We start from the raw sequence: 2,529 nt of genomic DNA, 5'->3' as shown, positions 1-2,529 counted from the left end.
TGCGGGCGGGGCGGGTCGGGGGCGTCGCCGCCCCCTGCCCCGCCGCCCGCCCCCCCCCGCCCCCCCGCCCCCCCCCCCCCCCCCCCCCCACCCCTCTGTTCGCCTGGGAGTACCTCGACAGCGGCGAGGGCGACGAGCGGGCCAGCGCCCGCAACGTCGAGTCGCTCCGGCGAGTGCTGCTCACTCCGCGGCTCCTCAGGGGCGAGCTGAAGCCCGACGTCGGCACCGAGTTGTTCGGGGTCCGCTGCTCGCTGCCGGTGGGGATCGCCCCGGTGGGCCTGACCGGGCTGATCTGGCCGGGTGCCGACATCGCCCTGGCCGAGACTGCGGCCCGGTGCCGGATCCCGTACGTAGCCAGCACGGTCAACACTGCCGACGTTGCGGACGTGGGGCCCCGTGCTGGCGATATGGGCTGGTTCCAGCTCTACCCGCCGCGAGACGTCGCGGTCCGGGAGGACCTGCTCGGCCGGGCGCAGCGGGCCGGCTTCCGCGTCCTGGTGGTGACGGCCGACGTGCCAGCGCGCGCCCGGCGGGAACGCCAGACCCGCGAGCGGGTCTCGATGCCGCCCCGCATCACACCTCGCCATGTGACCCAGGCTGCGCTCAGGCCAGCGTGGACTGTCGGGCTGCTGCGCAACGGCCTGCCCCGGTTCCACACCCTGGAGCGCTACGTGGACCGGGCGACTCTGCGGGAGCTGGCCGGTTTCGTGGGCGCCAGCCTGGGTGGCACCCTGTCGTGGGACTACCTGGCCGAGACATGCGAGCTATGGCCGGGTCCGGTTGTGGTCAAGGGAATCCTGCACCCCGACGACGCCGAGCGCTGCGTCGACACCGGCGCCGACGCAGTGGTGGTGTCGAACCACGGAGGGCGCCAGCTCGACGCCGCGCCGGCCGCCATCGAAGCTCTCGGCCCGATCGTGGACCGCATCGGCGACCGGGTGCCGGTGCTCTTCGACGGCGGCATCCGCAGCGGCCTCGACATCGCCCGGGCGCTGGCTCTCGGTGCCGACTTCACGCTCTCGGGCCGGGCCTTCATGTACGGCCTGTGCGCTCTCGGGACCCGGGGCGCCGAGTTCGTGGCATCAATGTTCGAGCAACAGCTCACCACGGTCATGCACCAGCTCGGCTGCCAGCGCCTGGAGGAGCTGCGCGACCGCGACCCCGGCTTCGCTCCAGCTTGAGGAGGTAATGCTCGACCGTCCGCCCGACGGTCCGGTCCGCAACCCCGAGCGGTCCATGGCTTTACATGTGCTATAATGGGGTTCGTAGGTGCCGGAGCGCCTCCCCTCCCGGTTGAAGGGCTTTCCACTTGACGTGGCAAGGGGAGACGCTCCGGCTCTCGCATCCTAAAGCGGCTGCGCAGTGACTCCGACTGCACATGAAAAATGCTTATATAGATCGAAAATAATGTCAGATCGCGGGCAGCAGAGTCTCTATCCTGCCCAGGCTCTCGATCTCGGCTACTAGCTCGTCGCCCGGGGCGATCGGCTGCATCGGACACAGCGAGCCTGTCATGATGGTCTCGCCGGCCCGCAGCGGCGTGCCGAGGTCGCACATGACGTCGGCCAGCCACAGCACCGAGTTCAGCGGATTGCCCAAGCAGGCGGCTCCGTTGCCGGTGGCGGCCGGCTCGCCGTTGATCGTCAGCTGCATCTCGACCCGGCGCAGATCGACCGCGGCCAAGGGCACCGGGCGGGTGCCGAGCACGTAGAAACCGGCGCCGGCATTGTCGGCGATCATGTCCAAGCTGGTGATGTCCCAGCCGACGATGCGGCTGTCGACGATCTCGAACGCGGGGAGCACGTAGGCCGTGGCGCTGATCACGTCGGCCACGGTGTGTTGTCCCATGTCCAGATCGGCGCCGAGCACCACCGCCACCTCGACCTCGACCCGCGGCTCGATCAGCCCGGCACCGCCGAGGTCGTCGCCGTCGGTGCGGCACTTGTCGGCGAACAGCACGCCCCAGATGGGCTCGTCCATACCGAGCTGCGCCTGGACGGCGGGGTTGGTCAGTCCCACCTTGTGCCCGCTAATCCGCCGGCCGGCGGCCAGCCAGTGATCGGTGTTCAACTGCTGCACCTCGTAGCTGGCCGCAGGACCAGCCGAAGCGCCCAGCAAGCCTCGTACGGGATCTGAGGCCACGCCGTCGAGCAGAGCAGTCCGCAGCCGCTCGGCCGCGGCCTCGAGCTCGGCGGCTTCAGGTGATCCCGTCACTGCTGGCGGTCCGTCGCTGCCGGGATCAGGATCACTCGCCGTGGACGTACTGCCAGCCGAAGCGGCCCTTGATGCAGAGATGGCCGCTGGTGACCGAGTGATCGGCAGGGGAGGTGACCTTCACGATCCGCTCGTCCTGCACATGCAGATCGAGGTTGCAGCCCACCCCGCAGTAGGAGCACACCGTGCGGGTGACGGTCTGGTCCTCCGGGCGCCACTCCCCCACCTCGCGCAGGTCGTACTCGGTCTTGAACTGGAGAGCGCCGGTGGGGCACACCCCGACGCAGTTGCCGCAGTACACGCAGGCCGAGTCGG

2 protein-coding genes and 1 pseudogene (1 of these 3 only partly in view) are annotated in these 2,529 nt (G+C 70.1%); 1 reads left to right on the top strand and 2 read right to left on the bottom strand.

The window, feature by feature from the left end; all coding sequences use genetic code 11:
- A pseudogene (locus F4X11_20510) lies at positions 1-1,181 on the top strand (alpha-hydroxy-acid oxidizing protein); it begins 115 nt to the left of the window's first position.
- 229 nt (positions 1,182-1,410) lie between these two features.
- Here F4X11_20510 and F4X11_20505 read toward each other — a convergent pair.
- Both F4X11_20505 and F4X11_20500 read right to left on the bottom strand, forming a co-directional pair.
- Complete coding sequence (locus F4X11_20505; protein ID MYN67378.1) at positions 1,411-2,214, bottom strand: 2-keto-4-pentenoate hydratase; 804 nt, start codon at positions 2,212-2,214, stop codon at positions 1,411-1,413.
- Between the two features lie 31 nt (positions 2,215-2,245).
- On the bottom strand, positions 2,246-2,529 hold a 284-nt coding region (locus tag F4X11_20500; protein MYN67377.1), incomplete at its 5' end, for a Fe-S-binding domain-containing protein.

This window comes from Acidobacteriota bacterium, from assembly GCA_009861545.1.
GTDB lineage: Bacteria > Acidobacteriota > Vicinamibacteria > Vicinamibacterales > UBA8438 > WTFV01.
The sequence above is the reverse complement of the archived record's forward strand: the minus strand, read 5'-3'. Positions and strand labels throughout refer to the sequence as shown.